The sequence below is a fragment of the Zobellia sp. 1_MG-2023 genome (assembly GCF_030549125.1).
GTDB classification, from domain to species: domain Bacteria; phylum Bacteroidota; class Bacteroidia; order Flavobacteriales; family Flavobacteriaceae; genus Zobellia; species Zobellia russellii.
On record NZ_JAUOSY010000003.1, the window covers coordinates 504637 to 527930 of the forward strand.

The 23294-nt window shown below is 39.1% G+C and carries 17 protein-coding genes; 10 read left to right on the top strand and 7 right to left on the bottom strand.

Annotated features, from left to right (window positions below; genetic code table 11):
* Window positions 1-8: 8 nt before the first annotated feature.
* The 3 genes from Q4597_RS09595 to Q4597_RS09605 all read left to right on the top strand — a co-directional run bounded on the left by Q4597_RS09595 (window position 9) and on the right by Q4597_RS09605 (window position 2956).
* The gene (locus Q4597_RS09595) at window positions 9-740 is read left to right on the top strand and encodes a head GIN domain-containing protein (RefSeq protein WP_215914700.1); all 732 of its coding nucleotides are present in this window, start codon (window positions 9-11) and stop codon (window positions 738-740) included.
* 162 nt (window positions 741-902) lie between these two features.
* Window positions 903-1916 (top strand): dipeptide epimerase, encoded by a 1014-nt coding sequence (locus tag Q4597_RS09600; RefSeq protein ID WP_303406023.1) that lies wholly within the window; start codon window positions 903-905, stop codon window positions 1914-1916.
* Window positions 1913-2956 carry an aminotransferase class I/II-fold pyridoxal phosphate-dependent enzyme gene (locus Q4597_RS09605; protein WP_303406024.1) on the top strand — a complete coding sequence of 348 codons (1044 nt, stop codon included), beginning with the start codon at window positions 1913-1915 and terminating at the stop codon, window positions 2954-2956. The genes Q4597_RS09600 and Q4597_RS09605 overlap by 4 nt, the downstream gene beginning before the upstream one ends.
* A gap of 17 nt (window positions 2957-2973) precedes the next feature.
* On the opposite strand, the gene Q4597_RS09610 is transcribed toward Q4597_RS09605, so the two are convergent.
* On the bottom strand, window positions 2974-4473 hold the full coding sequence (locus Q4597_RS09610; protein WP_303406025.1) for a SusD/RagB family nutrient-binding outer membrane lipoprotein: 1500 nt from the start codon (window positions 4471-4473) through the stop codon (window positions 2974-2976).
* A 4-nt stretch (window positions 4474-4477) separates the two neighbouring features.
* Entirely contained in the window at window positions 4478-7573 is a 3096-nt protein-coding gene (locus Q4597_RS09615) for a SusC/RagA family TonB-linked outer membrane protein (RefSeq protein ID WP_303406026.1), read from the bottom strand.
* Window positions 7574-7838: 265 nt separating this feature from the next.
* Between Q4597_RS09615 and Q4597_RS09620 the strand changes: the two genes are divergently transcribed.
* Window positions 7839-8285: a hypothetical protein gene (locus Q4597_RS09620; protein ID WP_289063473.1), complete on the top strand. Its 447-nt coding sequence runs from the start codon at window positions 7839-7841 to the stop codon at window positions 8283-8285.
* A gap of 71 nt (window positions 8286-8356) precedes the next feature.
* Window positions 8357-8806 (top strand): hypothetical protein, encoded by a 450-nt coding sequence (locus Q4597_RS09625; RefSeq protein ID WP_215438871.1) that lies wholly within the window; start codon window positions 8357-8359, stop codon window positions 8804-8806.
* 60 nt (window positions 8807-8866) lie between these two features.
* Here Q4597_RS09625 and trxB read toward each other — a convergent pair whose 3' ends face one another.
* Window positions 8867-9832 (bottom strand): thioredoxin-disulfide reductase, encoded by a 966-nt coding sequence (gene trxB, locus Q4597_RS09630; protein WP_215438869.1) that lies wholly within the window; start codon window positions 9830-9832, stop codon window positions 8867-8869.
* 257 nt (window positions 9833-10089) lie between these two features.
* On the opposite strand from trxB, the gene Q4597_RS09635 reads away from it, so the two are divergent.
* Complete coding sequence (locus Q4597_RS09635; RefSeq protein ID WP_303406027.1) at window positions 10090-10788, top strand: LytTR family DNA-binding domain-containing protein; 699 nt, start codon at window positions 10090-10092, stop codon at window positions 10786-10788.
* A gap of 14 nt (window positions 10789-10802) precedes the next feature.
* Here the strand turns inward: Q4597_RS09635 and Q4597_RS09640 are convergent, their stop codons facing one another.
* Complete coding sequence (locus Q4597_RS09640; protein WP_303406028.1) at window positions 10803-11648, bottom strand: universal stress protein; 846 nt, start codon at window positions 11646-11648, stop codon at window positions 10803-10805.
* 261 nt (window positions 11649-11909) lie between these two features.
* On the opposite strand from Q4597_RS09640, the gene Q4597_RS09645 reads away from it, so the two are divergent.
* Complete coding sequence (locus Q4597_RS09645; RefSeq protein WP_215914708.1) at window positions 11910-12611, top strand: LytTR family DNA-binding domain-containing protein; 702 nt, start codon at window positions 11910-11912, stop codon at window positions 12609-12611.
* Window positions 12612-12664: 53 nt separating this feature from the next.
* Here Q4597_RS09645 and galK read toward each other — a convergent pair whose 3' ends face one another.
* The 3 genes from galK to Q4597_RS09660 all read right to left on the bottom strand — a co-directional run bounded on the left by galK (window position 12665) and on the right by Q4597_RS09660 (window position 16432).
* On the bottom strand, window positions 12665-13792 hold the full coding sequence (gene galK, locus Q4597_RS09650; protein ID WP_303406029.1) for a galactokinase: 1128 nt from the start codon (window positions 13790-13792) through the stop codon (window positions 12665-12667).
* Between the two features lie 12 nt (window positions 13793-13804).
* Window positions 13805-14947 (bottom strand): formylglycine-generating enzyme family protein, encoded by a 1143-nt coding sequence (locus Q4597_RS09655; protein WP_303406030.1) that lies wholly within the window; start codon window positions 14945-14947, stop codon window positions 13805-13807.
* A gap of 144 nt (window positions 14948-15091) precedes the next feature.
* Window positions 15092-16432 carry a Gfo/Idh/MocA family protein gene (locus Q4597_RS09660; protein ID WP_303406031.1) on the bottom strand — a complete coding sequence of 447 codons (1341 nt, stop codon included), beginning with the start codon at window positions 16430-16432 and terminating at the stop codon, window positions 15092-15094.
* Window positions 16433-16931: 499 nt separating this feature from the next.
* Here Q4597_RS09660 and Q4597_RS09665 point away from each other — a divergent pair, with 499 nt between their 5' ends.
* The 3 genes from Q4597_RS09665 (at window position 16932) to Q4597_RS09675 (ending at window position 23207) form a co-directional block, all read left to right on the top strand.
* On the top strand, window positions 16932-18176 hold the full coding sequence (locus Q4597_RS09665) for a sugar MFS transporter (RefSeq protein ID WP_246560444.1): 1245 nt from the start codon (window positions 16932-16934) through the stop codon (window positions 18174-18176).
* A 506-nt stretch (window positions 18177-18682) separates the two neighbouring features.
* Window positions 18683-21709 (top strand): TonB-dependent receptor, encoded by a 3027-nt coding sequence (locus Q4597_RS09670; RefSeq protein ID WP_303406032.1) that lies wholly within the window; start codon window positions 18683-18685, stop codon window positions 21707-21709.
* 10 nt (window positions 21710-21719) lie between these two features.
* Window positions 21720-23207 carry a RagB/SusD family nutrient uptake outer membrane protein gene (locus Q4597_RS09675; protein ID WP_303406033.1) on the top strand — a complete coding sequence of 496 codons (1488 nt, stop codon included), beginning with the start codon at window positions 21720-21722 and terminating at the stop codon, window positions 23205-23207.
* Window positions 23208-23294 lie beyond the last annotated feature (87 nt).

A 23294-nucleotide genomic window follows, 5' to 3' on the forward strand; every position in this document is an offset into this window, starting at 1 on the left:
CAACAATCATGACAACATTAATTCGTATTGCAATAGCATTCTTAGTTGCGCTATTTCTATCATCCTGTGGGTTTGACATAAACATAGGAGATTTTGGAACAGGAGAAAAAGGAAACGGAACCGTAGTAACGGATAACCGAGAAGTAACGGGCGAGTTTACCAAAGTATCATCCTCTGAAGGGCTAATGGTGTACGTAACCCAAGCCGATGAATTTGATATTAAGGTAGAAGCGGATGAGAATATTATAGACCTCATTGCTACGGATATAAAAAATGGAAAATTGCGTATTCATGCCAGAGAGAACATTGGCAAAGCAACCAAAACTGTATATGTTTCGCTTCCCGTAATAACTAGTTTAAATGCTTCTAGCGGTTCTCAACTTCGTATTGAAAACACCATTGAAAGTGATGATCTAGAAATTGATGGCAGCAGTGGCGCTCAAATTAGCGTAGAACTTGTAGCAAATACCATTGAAATAGATGCCAGTAGTGGAGCCAATTTAAACATCTCCGGCCAAGCTAATCGTGCAGATGTAGATGTAAGTAGCGGTGGTAATATTAACGCAAAAACACTTTCTACTAAAACCTGTACCGCAGATGCCAGCAGTGGCGGTAACATGAAAATTCTAGTTTCAGAAACCCTAGTAGCCGATGCCAGCAGCGGTGGCAATGTTGCTTACTCCGGTAATGCCAGCGTAAAAACAAAAAAATCGGTTTCCGGTAGCGTACATAAATATTAAAATCAAAAAACGATCGACCATGAATGCAAGCTGTCAAATTTTTGGCAGCTTGTTTTTGGTTTAAAGGGGCTTTAATGTTAATCTTTTCTTCTTTCCGAAAAAAAGCGCGCAGAAAACTACAAACCCTATTTGTCTTTTTATATTAGTAGAAAGAATTGAACCATGCAGTTAGATTTGAAAAAATACGTCCTAGCCTTAAAACACACCTTTAGTATTTCTCGTGAATCACATGATTTTCAAGATACCCTTATCGTTGCACTTTCATTGAACGGCGAAACCGGTTACGGTGAAACTACCTCTAATCCGTACTATAAGATTACGGTTGAAAGTATGATGGCGGAAATTGAAGAAATCAGAACAGAAATAGAGGCGTTCAACATAGACCATCCGGAAAATTTCCACGCTTTCCTAAGCACAAAAAACCTTTCTAATTTTGCTATTTGCGCATTAGACCTGGCCGCATGGGACCTATATGGAAAACTCAACAAGAAACCATTGTATAGTATTTGGAATACCGGCAACGCCTCGTACCCCATAACCAACTATACCATTGGTATAGCTCCCGTCGAAAAAATGTTGGAGAAAATGAAAGAAATGCCATGGCCTATCTATAAAATAAAATTGGGAACGGAAGATGATGTTGCCATTGTAAGGGAACTGCGCAAGCATACGGATGCTATTTTTAGAATAGATGCCAACTGTGCATGGTCCGCTAATGAAACTATTGAGAATGCCCCACTTTTAAAAGAATTGGGCGTTGAATTTCTTGAACAACCTTTAAAGGCGGATGATTGGGAAGGAATGGAAAAAGTTATGCATCATAGCGTACTACCCGTTATTGCCGATGAAAGTTGCATTGTAGAGGCAGATGTAAAAAAATGCGCGCTGCATTACAGTGGAATAAATATAAAATTGACCAAATGTGGAGGCATAACCCCTGCTCTACGTATGATCGCCCAAGCAAAAGATATGGGTATAAAAGTTATGATCGGTTGCATGACGGAATCTACCGTAGGAATTTCAGCTATAGCGCAATTGGTTCCCCAACTGGATTATGTAGATATGGACGGCCCACTACTTTTAAAGGACGATATAGCCGATGGCGCTAAAATTTTGCCCAACGGAAAACTTGTTTTCCCTCAGTTGAACGGAACCGGAGTAAGCCTTAGGCCATGAATCATTATATAGATACATTTCCCGGAAGAAAAGTTATCATTAACGAAGTCCCCCATTTCTATTTTGGGGGCACCTCCTACCTTGCACTTCAAACGGACAGTGATTTTCAAAAACTGTTTATCAATAACATTAAAAGATATGGCACCAATTACGGAGCTTCTAGAAAATCCAATATTCGCTTAAGAGTATTTGATGAGGCCGAGCGTTATCTGGCCAATTTAGCTGGTAGCGAAGGATGCATAACGGTATCCTCAGGATATTTGGCCGGTCAGTTTTTAGCTCAGGCGCTCAATTCCAAAGAACATCACTTCTTTTATGCACCAAACACCCATTCTGCGCTATACCAAGTAAAACGGAAACCGTTCACCACCTTTGCCGCATTGAATATTGCCGTTCGCGAGCATTTAACTTCCAGTAAGACTACCCCGGTTGTATTTTTGGACAGTATTGATTTTTCAGGATGTAACTATCCTAGTTTTGAAGCATTACAAGTACTGCCGTTAGAAGAAATTATTTTAGTGGTAGACGACTCCCATGGATTGGGTGTAGTTGGGGAAAATGGAGGTGGCGTTTTCTCTATTTTATCCAAGTTAAAAATCAAAGAACTTATTGTTTGCGGGTCATTGGGCAAGGGTTTCGGGATTCAAGCAGGTGCCATTTTTGGTACGGATGAGCGCATCAATTCTTTAACCGAGACCTCTTTTTATGGTGGTGCAAGTCCGGCAACACCAGCAGCTATGGCCACTCTTGTAGAGGCGGATGTTATTTATGACCTAAAAAGAAAGCGACTACAACGAAATATGGAGCACTTTTTTAGGCATCTGAAAAAGCGAAAAAAATTCCATTTTATGCCGGGTCATCCTGCCTATTCCTTTTCGGACGTACAACTAACTGAATACCTTGAAGCCAATAGAATTATCGTTACCAGCTTTCCGTATCCAGATGAAAGCGCTCCCCTTATGAGCAGAATCGTATTGAGTGCCGCCCATAAAAAAAAGGATATTGAGCACGTATTACATTGCATCAATATCCTTCCTTAAAAAATATTCTTTAGTGGTTAATCCCTATCCCACCAAACAGGCTCACCTATATTCTTGGTTACGGCCTCTACTTGTTCGCCATTTCTAGTTTGCTCAGATGCTGGGTATTGAGCTCTTCTAACCCACTCTCCATTTAATATTTCATTATGTCCCACAGGCAATTCCAAGCCTATAAAAACATTGGGGTCAAAATCGTACCTTCTTAAATCAACAAAAGATTCCGGATTCAAAAAAGTAGCAATGAACTTTTCGCGCATAATCAACGCCATGGTTAAATTATCAGCACCAACAGCAACGGACGCATCGTTTAAGTAAGCCGCTTTATCGGCTGGCAAGACCCCCAGTTTATCCATATTAGCTTCAACTCCCGCCAAATAAGCATTGTAGGCTTCTACAGAACTACCAACAGAAGTAGCGTTGCCACCATTCTGAAGGAATAGAGCTTCCGCTTCCATGAATCTGAGTTCCGAATAACTTCCTAATAGTACCGGAGCTGTCTGTGAGGAATAAAAATTATTGGCTCCAAGGTCCGTGTTGGCACTTACTCCATCATCGTCTTCCGATGCGGCCAGCTCATGACTTCCTGCAGAACCATTAATAGCTCCTCTATACTCCGTATCATCACCTATAGTAGTAATTAGGGGCAAACGTGGATCTAGTTCTATAGTTGCAAATGGTATTGAAGTACCATCCATTAAGCTTACCAACTGATCGGACAATAACACTGAAAAATTTCCCGTATTGTTAGGCAAAACAACTCCTGAGTTCCATGGGTTAAAATTTCTTTCATTGTATACCAACTGAAAATCATCTTCATTACTAGAAAAGCTAGAAGATACATTGGCCAATACACCCTCAATTGCTTCGGTTTGGTTTACCTCGGATAAATGAAGCGCATACTTAGCTTTTAAGAAATAAGCCGTTTTTATCCATTTAGACAGGTCTCCGCTGTAAATCAAATCCGCTTCACCAATAGTACTGGAACCCGAAGCTTCCAATAAAGTGATTGCTTCATTTAACAAGCTGTTTATTTGAGTGTAAATACTTTCTTGGGAATCATAGGAAGGCTTAAAATCATCTTCGCCTTTTAAAGCCGACGAAAAAGGTACGTCTCCCCACTGATCCGTTGCAAGTCCTAAATTAAATGCCTGTAAAACCTTAGCCACACCTAAATAGTGGTTAGCACCGTTTTCTTCAGCTATTGCAACTACTTGACCCAAGTCTGCCAAGGCCTGCAAATAAATATTGCTCCATCCTCCACTGATTTGAACCTCTTCCTGAGTATCTGCCCCAGGCTCAAAATAAGAGGCCAATTGCTGAGAATATTGGCATATGCTTAAGGCTATACTGTAATGTGCAGAGGATGAATTATAAATAGCCGTAGGCAATAAATCTGCTTCCGTAACATTTTCAGGAAGCTCTTTGTTCGGGTCTACATTATCGCCCAAATAATCATCACAACCAATTAAAAAAGAGGTCGCTACCGTAACCGAGAATATATATTTTAAAACTTTCATTTTTCTAGAAATTAAGGTTAAGACCAAATATGAACGACTTTGTATTAGGAATATTAAGTCCGGTAAAGCCATAAGCATTTGTACCGGCACTAAACTGACTACCTTCTGGGTCATAACCTCTAAAAGGCGTATCTAACCAAAGGTTGGTGCCTGTAAAACTGAAGCCCATTGTTGTAAAAGGGGTATTCTTTATCAATTTACTAGGAAGGTCATAAGACAGGGTAACATTGCGCAAACGCCACCAAGAAGCATCTTGAACCAATATTTCTGAAGCACGATTGTACACAGAAGAACTTCTATAGTAATTTTCATCTATAAGCACAGGAATATTATTTGGGGAACCGTCTGCCAGAACACCGTCCAAAACAATTTCGGCATCACGGAATTCAGTAATGGCCAAAACCCCGTTACGGATACCGTTTCGTTGCCCTGAGTCATAAAGCTCACCTCCTTCTTTTCTTTCCAACAAAAATGATAATGCCAATCCTTTATACTTAACTGTGCTGCTTACACTTCCCAACCAATCTGGAAGCGCATTACCCACTTTAACACGATCAGAAGGGTTATTGGCCACGATGGTAGGAAAACCGTCATCACCAATTAACCGACTACCATTTTCATGTGTTGCATAAACATATCCAAAAAGGTCACCGGGAGCACCGCCAACTTCTAATTTGGAAACAACCCCGGGGAAACCACTATCGGCAAATATAATTTCGTCTATACCGTTAGGTAATGAAATAACTTCCGCTTCAACCTTAGACCAGTTTAGAGTAACATCCCACTGAAAATTATCGTTCCTTATGGGAACAATATTTACCAATGCTTCCAATCCTTTATTTTCAATTTCACCTGCATTTAGAACAAACGTATCAAAACCAGAAGATTGGGCTACGGGCACGGGTAGAATTTGATCCTTACTATTTTGTTTGTAGTAAGTAAAGTCTATTCCAAATCGATTATTGAAAAACTTAAACTCTCCACCAACTTCAATAGAAGCCGTGCGTTCCGGTTTTAGGGTACTTGAACCTCCGGAGCTATCTCGTGAAAGTCCATCTACAGTGCCAAACGGAAAATTAGAAGGTTGATCATAATAAACTCCTACATAAGCTGGGGCATCCTTACCAACTTCAGCATAAGAGGCCCTAAATTTGGCATAGGTTAAAAAGTCCGGTAAGCTTCCTGCATCTTGAAGAGTTTGAGATAGAACGTAACTTAAATTGAAAGATGGATAAAAGAAACTTCTATTCTCTTTTGGTAGTGTAGACGACCAGTCGTTTCTACCCGTTACGTTCAAAAACAAGGTATTCTTATACTCCAGCCTTGCATCTCCGAACACACCAACAATCTTACGTTCGGCACCACCAATATCCTCAAAGAAGTTATTTGCCTGGCCAAAGGCTGTTAAGTTGTTTGGATCAAGACCTTCGGCACGTAACGTAAGCCTTCTTGTTTTTGTATCGGATATTTGGTTTCCTACGAGGATAGACCCAGAAAAATCTTCGTTAAAATCCTTTGATAGTGTAACGAACAAATTAGATGTTAGTTCATTGTAATTTAAAGCTTCATCAACAATAAAACCTTGGGTTGCGGAACCGGGGTCAATATCCGGCGGAACAAAACGAAGCCTTGAATCATGATAATTGTCTACACCCAACTGATATTGCACGAAAGCCCAATCATTAAATTTATAGTTGAACTTTGTATTGGCTAAAATTCTGTTTACCCTACTGTCCAGGTAGCTTACTTCAGCAAAATAACGAGGATTGTCTACCACACCTGCCGTATAATTTTTTTCGTTTCCGTTAGGCAGGATATAATCATTTACATCTATTGTAGGGGACCAATAGGACAGAGAACTCATTATAGACTTATCGCCACCATTTGGTAATCTCCCATCTGAAATAATGTATGAAAAAGAGGGTTCTACCGTAAACTTATCGGTTATATTAAAAGTACCTGAAAGCTTAAGGGAGGTTCTATCAAAATAGGTGTTGGGTACCAAGCCCTCATCATCTGACCGCGATATGGAACCAAAATAAGTATAACTCTCACCACCACCACTTATATTTAAAGAACTACTAGTAGTAAAAGCCCTATTGAAAAAATTCTTGAAATTATCGTAATTCTTGTCGTTTGGGCCATACTCAGGACCTAGTGTCCAAAACCCAAAACTGTTGTCACCTGCAAAATCATATCCGTCAGGGGCGTTGTTATTGGATGTAGAAATAATCTCACCACCTCTTCCTTCGCGCCATTTGGTTTGAACATCAGGCGTTTTATTTACTTCCTGCCAACCAATACTTGTTCTCAGGTTAAATTTGGTTTCTCCATTCTTTCCTTTCTTGGTAGTAATTACCACTACCCCGTTAGCTGCCCTTACACCATATAAAGCTGTAGCAGCAGGACCCTTTAATATGGAGACACTTTCTATATCATTAGGGTTTATATCCGCCCCTCTGTTCGTAAAAGAAAACTGCTCTGAGGAAGAGGGTGCATTAGACCCTGTGCTTGGCAAAAGATTACCCGTTGTAGCTTCATTACTTATAGGTATACCATCTACAACAAATAATGGCTGATTGTTTGCTGAAGGATTCAAAGAAGTAATACCCCTTATTATAATGCTAGAACCAGCTCCTGCAGCACCGCTACTAGAGTTGATATTGACCCCGGCAACTTTACCTTGTATTCCACTTAAAACATCTCCGTTGTTATCCCTATTAAGCTCATCGGAACCTATTTCCTGAATGGCATAACCAACAGAGCGTTTTTCCTTTTTAATACCCAAGGCCGTAACCACAACCTCATTAAGTTGTTGGGCGTCTTCTTCTAAGACCACATTAATGGTTTGGTCCGCGCCAATAGTGACAGTCTTACTTTTCATACCTATATAGGAAAAGTTGAGTACATCACCCTCCGAAGCTGATATGGTATAATTACCATCAAAATCCGTTGTGGCACCTTTGTTAGTTCTTACGACCACAATAGAAACACCCGGCAAGGGCACCTCTTTTGTGTCAGTAACATTTCCTGAAATTGTTTGGCCAAACGATGTATATGAACAAAGCAAGGCAAAAATTACGAGTGTAATATTCTTCATGTGTTTTGGAGTTAGTTTATCTATTAAATTTAGGGATTTTTTGCCCAAAACATCAGGCTAAAGAGCAGAAATGACACATCTATAATATACAATCGTCAATTTATCAATATGCTATTTTATTCAATTTAGATTTACAAATACCCATAATTGAAGATTTTACCTACACTAAGAATACCCTATTTTTTTGTTACAAAAAATACGATTTTCACAAAATTTGTTGTAACTTATTGGTACAAAACCGCTTATCCATTTAAACTACTTTATTATGAAAAAACTATTAGGATTGGCCTTATTGATGCTTCTACTCATCTCCGCAACAGGAACTACTACTGTTAAAACTGAACTTCACCCTTCAATTGAAGGCACATGGGAACTGGTTAGCCGCTACAACTATGATGGTGAGAATGTTACAGATACACTAACCCCGGAAAAGGGCTTCAGCCAAATTAAAATGTACTATAACGGTAAAGTCATGTGGACACGCTACACGCCAAACAAAACGGTAGAATGGTTTGGTTACGGCTCATACGAAGCCACGGAAAACACACTTACAGAAAAACTAGAGTATATGTCTGCCTCCATGCGCAAAATTGCCAACCCGGATATGCAATGGAGTATGGAGCTACAATTGAAAAACAACGCATTTACCCAAATCTCATTAGATGAAGATGGTGGGCGAATTGCTTCTGAAAATTATAGGCGCATTGATTAATTAAGAACCATAAAGCTAATGCCTCTTAGTTGGTTTTATCAAAACGTAAACAACATTTAAAACACTTAGCCATGAAAAAATTAATTACTATAATCTGTATTTCTTTTTTACTTGTTTCCGCTACTAACTTGGAACCACCATCCACTCCCTACCACCCTTCTATTGAGGGGACTTGGGAACTTGTTAGCCACTACAACTACAATGATGGCGTACACCCTTCCGATACACTCCTTGCGGTTGACGGGTACCGGCAAATTAAAATGTATTATAACGGTAAGGTCATGTGGACCCGCTACGTACCCAACGATTCCGTAGAGTGGTTCGGGTATGGTTCTTATGAAACTACGGACAGTACCTTAACGGAAAAGTTAGAGTACATGTCTGCCTCCATGAGAAAAATTGCCAATTCCGATATGAAATGGCACATGGAATTACATTTGGAAAAAGATAGGTACAGTCAAATTTTTAGGGATGAAGAAGGAAATAGGATAAACTCTGAAAATTATAAACGTTTGGATTAACAACTACCCATAAAAAAAGCTGCGTAAAGCAGCTTTTTTCTAATTTATATCCTACAATTCTTAGATTGCTTCCTGCGGAGTTTCTACCGTAGCCAAATAACGCTCTGCATCCAACGCTGCCATACAACCTGTACCTGCTGCGGTCACAGCCTGTCGGTACTCCTTGTCCTGAGCATCTCCACTGGCAAAAACACCAGGTTTGTTAGTTTTGGTAGATTTTCCCTTGGTTATGATATACCCGGTTTCGTCCATATCTAATTGACCTTTAAATATATCGGTATTCGGTTTATGGCCAATAGCTATAAAAAGTCCTGTGATAGCAATATCCTCTTTTGCCCCTGTCTGGTTGTTCACCATACGTAAACCTTCTACTACTTGTTCACCTAGAACCTCATCAACCTCTGTGTTATATCTAATTTCAATATTTTTGATACTTTCAACACGGTGTTGCATTGCTTTTGAAGCACGCATATGGTCCTTACGCACCAACATAGTAACCTTGTTACAAATATTAGCTAAATATGAAGCTTCTTCCGCTGCAGTATCTCCCGCACCTACAATAGCCACATCTTGACCTTTGTAAAAGAATCCGTCACAAACGGCACATGCCGAAACACCACCTCCACGTAAACGTTGTTCACTAGGGATATTAAGGTATTTTGCAGAAGCTCCCGTAGAGATAATGATAGTCTCTGCTTCTATAGTCTTAGAATCGTCAATAGTAACTTTGTGTATACCTCCAACGGTATCACTCAACTCAACAGCGGTAGCCATGCCAATACGTACCTCAGTACCAAAGCGTTCTGCTTGCTGTTGTAATTGTACCATCATGCTTGGTCCGTCTATACCTTCAGGGTAGCCTGGAAAATTATCGACCTCAGTTGTAGTGGTCAATTGTCCTCCTGGCTCCATTCCAGTATAAACAACCGGTTTTAAATCTGCTCGGGCCGCATAAATAGCCGCAGTATAACCTGCAGGTCCCGATCCTATAATCAACGTTTTAAGCCTTTCTATTTTCTCAGACATAATCAAATACTCATTTTAAAATAGTTAAAAAACAAAAATAGCCTTTTTGCAAAAAGACCCTTCTAAAAGTTATTAAAAGTTTTAGGGATTGGTCGTATTTGTTCTGCTTACTTACAATGCCGCAGACCTTCAATAAACACTAAGGTTTTAAACTTTCCTTATTTAAAAACTAAAGATGAATTAACAAAAAGTTCTTGAAAAACCAAACCCTTCATATGCGCATCTCGTAAATACTGGTTGAAAAAGAACAAGCTATTATGGAAAATTTAAAGTTGACATGTGCAATTATTGAAGATTCTCCTGCTCACGCCAAGCAACTGGAAAAATTAATTCATCAACACACGAGTTTAAAGTTTAAAAAAACCTATAGAAACGCAATAGAAGCAAAAAACCATAGAGCGAACGAAAATGTTGACCTCCTTTTTTTGACTGTGGAATTACCGTTGATAACCGGTTTTGATTTAATTGAAAGCTTTAAAAAAAGTCCGCAAATTATATTGGTAAGCAGTAAACCAGATTATGCCTTTAGGGCATTTGATTATGAAGTAACCGATTATTTACTGAAACCTATTTTGTCCTCACGATTTAACAAATCAATTGAAAAAGCACTGCGAAATTCTAAACTGACAGCAATCTTGCAAGATGAAGCGCATTTCTTTGTGAAAAGCAACTCAAGAAAAGTAAAAATAAACTACAAGGATATTAAATGGATAGAAGCTTTAGGGGATTACGTAAAATTAGTCACCGAAAAATCTAACCACATTGTATTGTCCTCTATGAAAGCTTTTGAAGGAAAACTACCTACTTCGCAATTTGTACGTATTCACAAATCTTATATCATCAACTTAAAAAGAATAGAAAAATTCAATAACACCATGGTAGAGGTTGAAGGTAAAAAAATAACCCTAAGCAGAAGCCGAAGGGATTCTTTTATGAACGCCATAGGAACTTCCTAAAGACACCTCTTGGTTTAGTTGGCCACTGGCACCACCAAAAAAGGTATTTCTACGCAAAAGCTTACTTTTTTGATTACAGGCTCTCTCATTAAACCCTCAAGAAAGTCATGATCATGTTTGATCATGGCCAAAATATCAATATCCAACTCCTTGAGAAAAACCTGAATACTCTTTGTCTTGTTTGTAAAATTGGGCATCCAATGGTAGGAGAGTTTATACTTTGATAAATACGCTTCTAAGGTATTTCTATTGGAAATCTGTATAGAATCTAACCGCTCTTCCTCATTTATATGCATTACATGCATACTGGCTTCGTACTTATTGAGTACTTCTTTTATAGGCTCCAAAACGTCTGCGGAGAAGTTTCTTTTAAAATGAGTTGCCAATGCTATTTTCTTAGGCTCTTTATAAAAGCATCCATTAGGAATTACTAGTACCGGACAGGCCGCTATCTTAATTACGTTTACCGTTCTCGTACTTAAAAAAACAGATTTTGCTCCTGTAGCCCCTTGGGTACCCATAACAATACGATCTATTTTTTCTTTTGCAGATAACTTTAGAATTTCGGTTAACAAGGATTCCAAAGCTATGTGTTCAATAAATGTATGCCTTGGGTTTTGGTTCTCCTCTGCAATGTTGGTACAGAAATCATGCATTTGACTTTCTGCTTCCAATTGCCAATTATCTCCCAATCCTACCTGTGCGGGCGAACCTAAGATGTAATCTATTCTATAAGCTGCCGGAGTATAGGTGTGCAAGAAATAAAAGACACACTCTGTATGCTCATACAATCGCATGGCATAATCAATGGCATTTCTAGAATTTTCGGAAAAATCTGTGGGCAAAAGAACTTTTAGCATGACTTTTGATTTGATTTAATAAAACTATATCCTTTTAAACAGAAAAAACATGACATCTATCAGCTTTGAATGAAATATTCGGAATTTTACGGGTGTCAAGTCTAATTTTAAATGAGCTGGGGAGCCAATAAATTTTTAAACTATATATTTGTAATAGCTAACCTATTTTATCTGGCCCCACAACTGTTAAAAGAAGGTGATTAGTTAATTAATATTTAACCTCTTTAAGAAGTTACATACTTTTTAAGCAATCCTCTTATTATGAACTCTGTAAAATTAACGTGCGTAGTTATAGATGACTCTAAAACACAACGTACCGCAGTTGCCAAGCTTATAAAAAATCATATTAACCTGCGTTTTCTAGCCGACTACAAGAATGCGGTAGAAGCTCAAAAACATATGGAGAAGAACAATGTTGACCTTGTTTTTCTTGATATAGAAATGCCGCTCATTAACGGGTTTCAATTTTTGGATTCTTTAAAAAATCGTCCGCAGATCATTTTAATTTCGGCAAAAGAAGAATACGCCATGCAGGCCTTTGATTACGATGTAACGGATTATCTTCTCAAACCCATTGGCCAAAGCCGTTTTAACACTGCTATAAAAAGAGCCCTTCAAAATAATATTGAAGTTGAAGAAAATGAGGACGATTACATTTATGTAAACAGCAAACTCAAAAAATTAAAGCTCGTTCTTGGCGATATTAAATGGATCGAAGGTCTTGGAGATTACATAAAGGTGGTAACCGAAGAAAAGAATATTTTAATCTTATCCACCATGAAATCTTTTGCCGAGAAGCTACCTAAGGATAGGTTCTTGCGCGTACACAAATCCTATATTATCAATTTAGATAGGGTTGATAAATTTAACGGCTCCCAAGTTGAAGTATGCGGGCATTCCATTCCGCTAAGCAGACATAAAAAATTAGCATTGGAAGATGCACTTATGAACTCTCAGGCGTAAAGTCTATTGTTTAAAACAAAAAAAAGGCCGATTTTTTAAATCGGCCTTTTTAATTATATAGCGGAAGTACCGCCACTTGGCCGGACTTCAAAAGCTTCAAGAGTAATATTAAACTTATCTTTATATGCTTTGGTTGCAGCTCTTACAAAATCTTCTACCGCACTATCATGTACAATATTCAAAGTACAGCCTCCAAAACCGCCACCGGTCTGTCTAGCGCCTAAAACCTGATCGTTACCTTTAGAGAAATCTACCAAGAAATCAGATTCCGGACAGCTCACCTCATACTCCTTACTAATACCCTCATGAGCTTTGTATAGAATCTGCCCCACTTCTTTAAGATCATTCTCCTTTAAGGCTTTAACCATTTCCAATACCCTATCGTTTTCCTTTACAATAAACGAACACCTATTATAAACTATAGAATCCATCTCTTCTTTAGAAGCTAAGAGCATTTCGCTATCAACATCCCTTAGTGATTTTATGTTTGGGTGTTTTTTCTGAATAATGGCTACCCCCTGTTCACATTCTTGCTTACGTGTATTATATTCGCTGGAAGCTAAATTATGAGACACTTTCGTGTTTAATAGTATGATTTTATATGGATTTAAATCTATGGGAATGTGGTCGTAATCCAATGAACGGCAATCCAATAAAATAACATTACCGGCCTCACTCATAACCGATGCAAATTGATCCATAATTCCACACTGCGTGCCCACATAGGTATGTTCCGCGGTTTGTGAAAGCTGAACCATTTCTATTTTTGATAGTCCAAGGTCAAAAATTTCGTTAAGACCAAAAGCCAAACCACATTCTAAGGCCGCAGATGAACTAAGACCTGAACCCGTAGGCAAATTACTTTCTACAACACAATCAAAACCTCTTACCTTATCGGTTCTTTTTGAAATTTCGTTCAGCACGCCAAGGATATAATTCTCCCATTCTACCTTGCTTACGGCTATTTTATTCAAATCTATCTCAAAACCCGTATCGTAAGTTTTGCTATACACATGGCATTGGTTGGCAGAACCGTTCTTTCTAAAACTAAAAGTTATGTTTTTTTCTATGGCCGTAGGCAACACATACCCCATGTTGTAGTCCGTATGTTCACCTATAAGGTTAATTCTACCCGGTGATGATATAACCAGTTCTGGCTGAAAATTTTCTAAAAATTGCATAAGAGAAGTTGTTTATTTTGAATTGCGGACCATATCGGGCGTTGCAACAGTTCTAAAACCCAAATGTTCCAATGATGAATCTAAACTTGTAGCCATACGAGACGATATCCTATAACTGGCGCAATAACTGGCATTGCACAAGAACGAACCACCTTTCATAACTTTCTCCCTAGCATAAGGGTCTCTTTCATTGTAGGCTTGATCCGCTCCCAACGGGTTTTTAGCCACCGGATATGTTGCACTTAACTCTTTATAGTAATTGGTGTTATACCAGTCATTGGTCCATTCCCAAACATTTCCGGCCATATCATAAAGACCAAAATCATTGGCAGGATATGATTTTACAGGTGCCCGAAGTCCAAAACCATCCGTTTCTACATTGGTTACCGGAAACTCACCCTCCCAGGTGTTCGCTTTTTCCGATAATTTCGTATCCTCATCTCCCCAGAAATAAGTTGTAGTTAAGTGATTGCCACGTGCAGCACGTTCCCATTCCGCTTCGGTAGGCAAACGTCTGTTGGCCCACTCGCAATAAGCCAAGGCATCTTCATAAGCAATATGCACTACGGGATAATTCCCTTTTCCTTTAATGGAACTATTGGGTCCGTTAGGATGCTGCCAATCTGCACCAATGGTCCAACTCCACCATTGTGAGAAATCATAAAGATTGGGCACAGGACTTTTTGCCTGCTTAAACGTTAGCGACCCTGGTTGCATGATACTATCATGTGGTTTGGGAGTGCCTTCGGGAAGTTGCTTTTTCATTTCCTCCCAATCTAATTCTCTTTCAGCAACTGTTTTATAACCTGTTTCCTTTACAAATTCTTTAAACTGGTCATTGGTTACTTCGGTAATGTCCATAAAAAAACCATCAACGGCAACCTTATGTGCTGGCTTCTCATGTTCCATTGCCCCTTTATCCTGTGGTACGGCACCTTGTGAGAAAACTGCTCCTGGAATCCAAACCATTCCTTTGGGAGTAGGTACATCTTCTGGTTTTTCCTTAACTACCGTTGTATCTACCACAATTGGTTTGGACTCCTCTTTCTTTTCTGGAGTTTTTACTACCTCTGCCTTTTGTGATTTATCTTCTTTGCACCCTATGGCAAAACATAAAACCGCAACAGAAGCAAGTATTTTGATTGTATTATGCATAATTCTATTTCAAAAATGGAAAACAAAGTTAAACATATTTTCCGGTTAACCACTATATTGGATTCCGTCTGTTTCTTTTAAAACGGAAACAAAAAAATGTCCCCGAAAAAGACGGGGACATTGTTATTTTGTGATACTTATAAATTATATGACTACGGTTTCACCTGGTTTTGGAATGTTGTAACTACCGTCCGCATTAGGTTGTACGGGGGCTGGAGAATCCCATGTTAAATCATCAGGTGCCAGATCAATGTTAGATTGCATGGCTTCGTCCCATTTAATTACTTTACCCGAATACGTTGCCATTCTTCCTATAATGGCACTCATGGTACTCTTGGCCCCATTTTCGGCATCAGCTATTACACCTCCGTTTCTTATGGATTCAAACAACTTTATATGCTCTACTTCATATGGATTAGGGTCATCCTTACCTCTATGTTCAAAGACCGAGTTTCCGCTCCAATCTGTAATTGTAGCGGTATCCCCTTTTGTATAAATGGTACCCTTTGTTCCTTGGAAAAACTCCGAAACCTTACTCATAGTTTCCGGCTGATGACGACATTGGCTAGCAACGACCGCACCACTAGGATAAGTGTATTCTACAAAGTGGTGGTCATAAATCTCACCATGGTCCTTACCGTTGCGAACCTGTCTACCACCCATACCTTGGGCAGAAATTGGGTATTCACCAACAAACCAGTTGGCAACATCTATATTATGGATATGCTGCTCCAAAATGTGGTCTCCGCATAACCAATTAAAATAATACCAGTTACGCATTTGGTATTCCAACTCACTTTGCTGTGGTTGGCGCTCACGAACCCAAACACCACCGCTGTTCCAATACACCTGTCCCGAAACAATTTTACCGATGGCATCTTTTTTAATCTGGTCAATGGCAGATAGATAACTATCTTGATAATGTCTTTGCAAACCTACAACAACGTTCAATTTATTCTCTTTGGCCTTTTTGGCAGCGGCCAAAACCTTACGAACGCCAGGTACATCTGTAGCAACTGGTTTTTCCATAAAGACGTGTTTGCCATTGTTTACCGCATATTCAAAATGCTGCGGACGAAATCCTGGAGGCGTTGCTAGGATAACAACATCTGCTAGGTCCATTGCCTTTGTAGCTGCATCAAAACCAACAAATTGGTTCTTTTCCTTCACGTTAATTTTTTTAGTTTCGCCCATTGCCTTTGAAATATTGGCCAAACTACCTTTTAGACGATCTTCAAAAGCATCGGCCATAGCCACAAGCTCTATATTATCATCTGCATTCAACGCTTGTACAGCTGCGCCGGTTCCACGACCTCCACAACCTACTAGTGCTAATTTCAATTTCTTGTCCCCTAATACATTTGCCATACCGCTCATCTGTAAATTGGGCAACAACAATGCTCCGCCAGTAAATAAGGCGGTGTTTCTAACAAAATCTCTTCTGGATTTTTTGATAATACTGGTTTTGGTCTTGTCTACTTTCATTTTCTGTATATTTCTAGGATTATTTGCAGTAGCTGGTACATCTACGAAGCAACTGTGAATATAAAAATAATAAGCCAACTTATTTCATCAAAATTTGCGTTTTTCTCACTTTCTGAAACATTATTTTATCAAAGCAATACAAATTTGTTAGTTTTAAGAATATCCAGTCAATTGGATGGGCGCAAACTACCTTTTCCGCCGTAAGTCTGCCATTTTATAGCATTAAGTCTTTTTTACTCCTAACCACCTGACTTTTGGCACCTTGAAGATATACCTCCAATTTCAATTAAGTGTACTTTTAACACATTTTGAATTTTAAAAATGAACTTTTTGTCTAATTTTCCTGTGTTAGGCAAGTAAACCAAGGATTGTTAAATTCACTTTTTTTTTATCAATTACATATTTTTAAATTATCTTTCGTTTCGATTTTCGTAAAAAAACTTTTAATAAAAATTACTTTTACAAATCTGAACACCAAAAACAACAAACCAAATATTATATGGAAACAAACACAAATGAAATGGCTTCAAACGCCAATAGACTTTTTTACGCAAGTTGCTTTGCACTTATTACCACTGCATTTTCTTTTAGTATTAGGGCTGGTATCTTACCACAATTGGGCGAAGAGCTCAGTTTAAGTGGTGAACAATTAGGTTTTATTAACGCTATGTGGTTTATCGGCTTTCCTTTATCTATGGTTATAGGGGGGCTTATTTATCACAAAGTTGGTGGCAAAGCCATAATGCAGTTTGCTTTTTTTGCTCATGCTATAGGAATTATACTTACCATTTATTCCGGTAGTTACACTGGTCTTCTTATCTCTACTCTTTTAATAGGTTTGGGTAACGGTTGTACCGAAGCCGCATGTAACCCTATGATTGCAGATGCATACCAAGGAAACAGGATGAGTACTATGATGAACCGTTTTCACATGTGGTTCCCAGGTGGTATTGCTATAGGAAGCTTAATTTCAAGCTTTATGACAGATATGAGCTTTAGCTGGGAAAGTCAAATATGGCTTATTTTAATACCTACTTTAATCTACGCCTATTTATTCTTTGGCCAAGCATGGCCTAAGGCTAAGGTAGAAGAAGCCGCTACACTTGGCGGGAACGTAAAAGCTATGTTATCGCCATTATTCATCTTTATGTTGGTTTGTATGTCTTTGACGGCTATTTCCGAATTTGGCCCTAACCAATGGGTGGGTCTTATCCTCTCTAAAAGTGGAGCCAACCCTATGATCATTCTTGCCTTAACAGCGGGACTAATGGCCATTGCAAGATTCTTTGGAGGTAATATGGTGAAGCGATTTAACCAAACCGGCGTTCTTTTAGGTTCTGCCGTACTTGCCACTTTAGGTATTTACTTATTTAGCACGCAAACAGGTGCTATGGCATATGTTGCTGCTATTTTCTTTGCCCTAGGTGTTGCATACTTCTGGCCTAACATGATTGGTTTTGTTGCTGATAAAATTCCAAAAAGTGGTGCATTAGGTCTTTCTATTGTTGGTGCCGTAGGTATGTTCTCTAGCTCTATTTTTCAACCAATTATTGGTGGATGGATTGATGCCGATAAAGCAAAAGCTGCTGCGGAAGGTTTTACAGGTGATGAACTGGATTTGGTTTCCGGTCAAGCTACTTTGTTGACAATGACAATATTCCCTGGTATTCTAATCGTGCTTTTCACCCTGCTTTATTTCTGGATGAAAAATAGAAAAGAAAACACTCAGGCTGAAGTTGCTTAAATCTTAGTCTTATAATTTATATGGAAAAGCCCGATGATACATCGGGCTTTTTTATTTATCCCTCCCCATTAAGTGCTGCTCCTATAGTCCTCTCCTTCATTCTCCCCTACTTGTTTCTATGTATTTTGAAGTACTCTATTCTAGTTACTGCGAACATAGCCTTGCAGCACTATAAACTCCGTTTTCTTGGTATTATATTTTAGGATTTTTTCAATGCAAATTAGCAGTTGTATGATACAAAGTAAAACATATGCATAACATATGGTTTTTCGCTTCTTATTTATGCCCTCTCAGACACATATCACATTACTAATTTTCACCTCTCAAAACTATTAAATTCCTCATTTTTACCCCGTAAATATTGGGATAACAAAAGGAATGCAACAAAATTTCCATCATATGCGTCAAATCTTTTACTTCTCGTTCAAGCCTTCACATACATTTGTTTCGGTGATGTTTTCATTGATACCAACATCCTAAAAATTAACTAACTAAACTTAATGATTATGATTAAACTTAAACATGCGATCATTGCATGTCTTGTAATGATCGGACAGTTTGCTTTTTCTCAAACCTCTACCGTTAATGGTGTGGTTTCAGATGAAAGCGGAACTCCCTTGCCAGGTGCTACAATCTTAGTATCCGGAACAACAAACGGTACAACTACGGATTTTGATGGTAACTATTCCCTTTCTAATGTAAGCCCTTCGGACAATTTAGTTTTCTCCTATATAGGCATGACATCACAAACCATTACCGTAGGAAACAGAACCTCTATAAACGTAAGCTTACAAGAAGACGCTCAAGCTTTGGATGAAGTGGTTGTGGTTGGTTATGGTACGCAGTCCCGTGCAGAAGTAACCGGAGCTATTGCCACCGTAGGAGCGGAAGAACTCTCCGCATTACCTGTAGCTAGTGCCGATCAAGCCTTGCAAGGTAGGGCCGCAGGTGTTACGGTCTTAAATACCGGTTCTCCAGGTACCGCCCCGGTAGTTCGTATTCGTGGTCTTGGTACTATGAACAACAATGATCCATTGTATGTTATTGATGGTATTATTGCTGGCGGTTTGGGCGATTTGAATCCTAATGACATTGAATCCATCAACATACTAAAAGATGCCTCTACAACGGCCATTTATGGTTCTTTGGGATCTAATGGTGTGGTTATGGTGACTACTAAAAAAGGAAACAGGTCCGGAAAAACCTTAGTGACGCTTGATGCATATACAGGGGTTAATTTCTCAAACCAAAGGTTTGACCTATTGGATACACAGCAATACTTACAGTACGCACAGGACGCTTTTGGATTTACCCCAACTTCCGCCCTTTCACAATCTAACGGGAACACTACGGATTTTCAAGACGCTCTATTTAGAACGGGTGTTATGCAAAAAGTAGATTTTGGACTTGCTGGTGGTGGTGACAATAACAACTACAGATTTTCTGCCGGATATATGGATCAGGAAGGAGCTATTATAGAAACTGGCTTTGAAAGGTTTTCTTTCCGTGCCAATAGTAACTTTACCGTAGGTAAATTTAATTTTGGTGAAACCATGGCGGTTTCCTTTCAAAAGCAAAACCCTGAAAGAAACCTAGGAGATAGGTCCCTTTTGGAACATGCTATAAAAGCCGCTCCTTATTTACCTATTTACAATCCTAACAACTTACAAGGTTTTCAGGGACCAAATAATGATGCGGACGGCCAAGACGGCGAGAACCCAATTAGAGTTCAAACCCTTGGGGAACACGTGAACAAATCATCTGCCGTTCTTGGTAGTATTTTTGGTGAATTTGAAATTATAGACGGACTTAAATTTAAAAGTCAAGTGGGTCTAGAGTACAGAAACGCCAATACCAACATTTTTGTACCTTCTTATAATGATGATAGTCAAGGAGCTACGCACAGCTCAGAATTTGCGGCCATTACCAAAAATTCTAGCCTAAGAAAATCGATTACAATTACCAATAGCTTAAACTATACCTTCTCTGTTAATGACAAGCATAATTTTGATGTACTGGTACTTGCAGAGAAACAAGAAACCATAGATGAGCTTCTAAACAGTAATAGTCAGAACCCCATTACTAATGATATCAACCAAGTATCTTCAGAAAAAGCATTCTTACAGTCTTTTACGTATGAATATAACCGCTTAGGATATTTGGGTAGGTTAAACTATAATTTTGACCAGAAGTATATTTTTGCAGCATCAATCAGACACGATGCTTCCTCTAGATTTGGAGAGAACAACAGATGGGGTACTTTTCCCTCTGTTGCCTTAGGTTGGAACATTGTCAAAGAAAATTTCCTTACGGACACCGCTTTCAACACTTTAAAATTAAGAGGTAGTTGGGGTATTACGGGTAACGACCGTATTAACAATTACCAGTACAGCGCTACCTTACTTTCTGATTTCTTTTATCCGTTTGGCGATACATTGGCAACTGGAACAACAGCAGGCGGACTCGCTAATCCTGATTTAAAATGGGAGGAAACTACCATGATGAATATTGGACTTGATTTTGAACTGTTCAATAGTAAATTAATGGGTGCCGTTGAATACTTCAACAACACCAGTGATGATTTACTTATGAGTCGCCCTCTTGCCGGGTCGCTAGGAATTCACTCTGGTTCCGTAACCGAAAATGTAGGTTCTGTTGAAACGAATGGAGTTGAATTTAATATTGGTTACAATGATTACGACGGAGACTTTACATGGTCTGCCAATCTTAATGTAGGTACGTCTACCAACGAAGTAAAATCCTTAGGATCTAACGAGTCGCTTTCTGGGGGTACTTTTGAGTCTCAGGATATCTCAAGGATTGAAGTGGGCGAGCCTTTGTTCTTTTTCTTCGGTTATGAAACAGACGGTATTTACCAAACTCGTGCAGAAGTAGACGCTAATCTAAACCAAACCCTTGTTGATGGTGAGTTCCCGGTTAACCCTGGAGATATTAGATTCGTAGATCAAAACGGAGATGGTCAAATTAATGCGGACGATCGTGTGAAAATTGGAAACCCATATCCTGACTTCACTTATGGGCTAAACCTAAACGCTAATTACAAGCAGTTAGACCTTAACCTATTCATATCCGGGGTATCCGGTGTTGATGTGTACAACACCAATATTTATGACTTGGAAGGTATGCCAAGGCTGTTCAACGCAGGCACTAATGTCCTAAACCGTTGGACGGGCCCAGGAACATCAAATAGCGTACCTGCTGCAGGAGGTAATGCCCAGAATTTCAACTCCATTTCCGATCGTTTTGTAGAAGATGGTTCATTTACCAGATTAAAGAACATAACACTGGGGTATACCTTAAAAAATACTGCCTTGGAAGATTACTTCTCTAAATGCAGAATTTACGTGAGCGGTCAGAACTTGATTACTATAACAGATTATTCAGGTTTGGATCCAGAGATAGGAAACCCTTTGACAAATAATGGTGGAAATAGCCAGTATGAATTGGGAATAGATAGAGGTAACTATCCACAGCCTAAATCAGTATTACTTGGAGTTCAACTATCATTCTAAAAAAATTATCATGAAAAGAAATAAAATATTAGTAACGGTCATAGCTACGATAGGTCTGGTGCTATCGTGTAATGAAGATTCATTGGAATTGACCAACCCGAACGAACTTTCGCCAGATACCTTTTTTACGAACAGCACCCAGGTACAGTCTGCCGTTAACGCGGTGTACTCTAACTTGCAGACCAGAGGCCTCTATAGTCGTCATATGTTCTTTATGATGGATAATATGTCTCATGAAAACGGAGGAAACAACCAATTGGAGGCCGATAAAAGACAATATCTTGATTTCTCATTTGATGCCAGTCATGGCGCCATTGGAGCTTATTGGGAAAGTTGCTACAGAGGTATCAATAAAGCCAATTTCGTTATTGAGAATTCAGAGAAAATCAATGAGATTCTACCTTCTCAAATGAGCGATGCCCTAAAGCAAAAGGCCATTGGAGAGGCTAAGTTCTTGCGTGCCCTGTTCCATTTCTTTATTGTAACCAGATATGGAGATGCGCCGTTGGTTACTACATTGCCCCCAGATGATGGTTCCGGCCCAGGCAAGAGCCCTAGTTCTGAAATTTATGCACAGATCATCAAAGACCTGCAAGAAGCTATTCCTGTGCTTAAAATAAAGGGTGAGGAAGAAAATGGCCGTGCTACAAAAGGGGCCGCTCAAGCCTTACTGGGCAAAGTATACTTGTTCTTGGAGCAATATGATGATGCCTTGGCTCAGTTCAATGCTTTAAACGGCTATCAATTGGAAGACAACTACTTTGACAATTTCATGGAAGAAACCGAACATGGTGTTGAATCTATCTTTGAAATTGAATATAATGATGATTTTGGTACCAGCGCACAGTGGAACTCGGACCGCAGCGGTCAAGGTCCTAACGAGGCCACTTTTAGAGGTCAAGAATATGGCTTTAATGATTGGTTCAATGTTTTTCCTTCGGATGATTTATTGGAGGAATATGAAATTGGAGACATTCGTTTTGAGCAAAGTTTTTATGTAAACGGAGATACATTTGGACCTGACGGTTCATTAACCGTAGATGCTTTCCCTAGCAATGGTGGTGGCAATGCAGGCTGGTCCAAATACAACAACTATTACAAAGATGCCAATGAGGATCAAACTTCTGGTATCAACTTTAAATATTTAAGATATGCCGATGTTTTGTTAATGATGGCCGAGTGTGAGAGCATGAGACCGGGAGGTGACCAAGATGTAGCCATAGGCTACATCAACCAAGTTCGCGAAAGGGCTACATTAGACCCATTGCCTACAGGATTATCCAAAGCTGAAGTCTTTGATGCTTTGGTACACGAACGTAAAGTTGAATTGGCCGGTGAGCAATGCAGGTTCAATGATATTATCCGTTGGGGAATTGCAAGTACAGAATTGTCCGGGACCCAGTTCCAAGAAGGCAAGCATGAGCTTTTACCTATACCTCAAGCAGAGATTGATGCCAATATCAATATTTCTGCTGCAGACCAAAATCCTGGCTACTAAACATTTTACGAGTTAGTTTGAGTTAGTTATTTTAAAAACAGTGTGTTTTGGTCGACACACTGTTTTTTTGCTTCAATTCTATTTTAA

Bases quoted from the DNA above. Each gene is read 5' to 3' on its own strand.
- Q4597_RS09595 (WP_215914700.1), top strand. From the start codon at position 9: ATGACAACATTAATTCGTATTGCAATAGCATTCTTAGTTGCGCTATTT.
- Q4597_RS09600 (WP_303406023.1), top strand. From the start codon at position 903: ATGCAGTTAGATTTGAAAAAATACGTCCTAGCCTTAAAACACACCTTT.
- Q4597_RS09605 (WP_303406024.1), top strand. From the start codon at position 1,913: ATGAATCATTATATAGATACATTTCCCGGAAGAAAAGTTATCATTAAC.
- Q4597_RS09610 (WP_303406025.1), bottom strand. From the start codon at position 4,473: ATGAAAGTTTTAAAATATATATTCTCGGTTACGGTAGCGACCTCTTTT.
- Q4597_RS09615 (WP_303406026.1), bottom strand. From the start codon at position 7,573: ATGAAGAATATTACACTCGTAATTTTTGCCTTGCTTTGTTCATATACA.
- Q4597_RS09620 (WP_289063473.1), top strand. From the start codon at position 7,839: ATGAAAAAACTATTAGGATTGGCCTTATTGATGCTTCTACTCATCTCC.
- Q4597_RS09625 (WP_215438871.1), top strand. From the start codon at position 8,357: ATGAAAAAATTAATTACTATAATCTGTATTTCTTTTTTACTTGTTTCC.
- trxB (WP_215438869.1), bottom strand. From the start codon at position 9,832: ATGTCTGAGAAAATAGAAAGGCTTAAAACGTTGATTATAGGATCGGGA.
- Q4597_RS09635 (WP_303406027.1), top strand. From the start codon at position 10,090: ATGGAAAATTTAAAGTTGACATGTGCAATTATTGAAGATTCTCCTGCT.
- Q4597_RS09640 (WP_303406028.1), bottom strand. From the start codon at position 11,648: ATGCTAAAAGTTCTTTTGCCCACAGATTTTTCCGAAAATTCTAGAAAT.
- Q4597_RS09645 (WP_215914708.1), top strand. From the start codon at position 11,910: ATGAACTCTGTAAAATTAACGTGCGTAGTTATAGATGACTCTAAAACA.
- galK (WP_303406029.1), bottom strand. From the start codon at position 13,792: ATGCAATTTTTAGAAAATTTTCAGCCAGAACTGGTTATATCATCACCG.
- Q4597_RS09655 (WP_303406030.1), bottom strand. From the start codon at position 14,947: ATGCATAATACAATCAAAATACTTGCTTCTGTTGCGGTTTTATGTTTT.
- Q4597_RS09660 (WP_303406031.1), bottom strand. From the start codon at position 16,432: ATGAAAGTAGACAAGACCAAAACCAGTATTATCAAAAAATCCAGAAGA.
- Q4597_RS09665 (WP_246560444.1), top strand. From the start codon at position 16,932: ATGGAAACAAACACAAATGAAATGGCTTCAAACGCCAATAGACTTTTT.
- Q4597_RS09670 (WP_303406032.1), top strand. From the start codon at position 18,683: ATGATTAAACTTAAACATGCGATCATTGCATGTCTTGTAATGATCGGA.
- Q4597_RS09675 (WP_303406033.1), top strand. From the start codon at position 21,720: ATGAAAAGAAATAAAATATTAGTAACGGTCATAGCTACGATAGGTCTG.